Source organism: Bradyrhizobium sp. IC3195 (assembly GCF_020193585.1).
GTDB classification, from domain to species: domain Bacteria; phylum Pseudomonadota; class Alphaproteobacteria; order Rhizobiales; family Xanthobacteraceae; genus Bradyrhizobium; species Bradyrhizobium yuanmingense.
In genome coordinates, this window is the sequence record NZ_JADYVG010000103.1 from 1 (window position 1) to 424 (window position 424).

1 protein-coding gene is annotated in these 424 nt (G+C 59.0%); it reads left to right on the top strand.

Annotation, left to right across the window (positions count from 1 at the left end; translation table 11 throughout):
* On the top strand, positions 1–424 hold a 424-nt coding region (locus tag I6F09_RS37295), incomplete at both ends, for a DUF3141 domain-containing protein (protein WP_225143963.1).

Here is a 424-nt window from a genome sequence, read left to right on the forward strand (position 1 = left end):
CGCCGGTTCTTTTCTACGAGTACGAGAAGATCATGGACGGAAGGGATCTTCCCGTAAAGTCCAACTTCGTATTGCTGCGCATCATCCCGTCGCAAGATGTTACGGTCGATTACTCCCGTCGTCGGCCCTTTGTTATCATCCCTCCACGAGCGGGACACACTGCGGGTGTGGGAGCTCACGAGCACGATAGTCAGCTCGGCGTCGCATTGCGCGAAGGTCATCCGGTTTATCTGGTGAGCTTCCGTCGCGAGCCGGAGCAGGATCAGCAACTCTCTGATGTGGCCTATGCGGAAGCGGCGTTTGTTCGAGAAGTGATCCGCCGGCATCCGCGCGCGCCTCTGCCGGCCATTATCGGCAACTGCCAAGCAGGCTGGGCGACCCTCGTTCTCGCCGCAACAAACCCTGACTTGACAGGACCCATCGT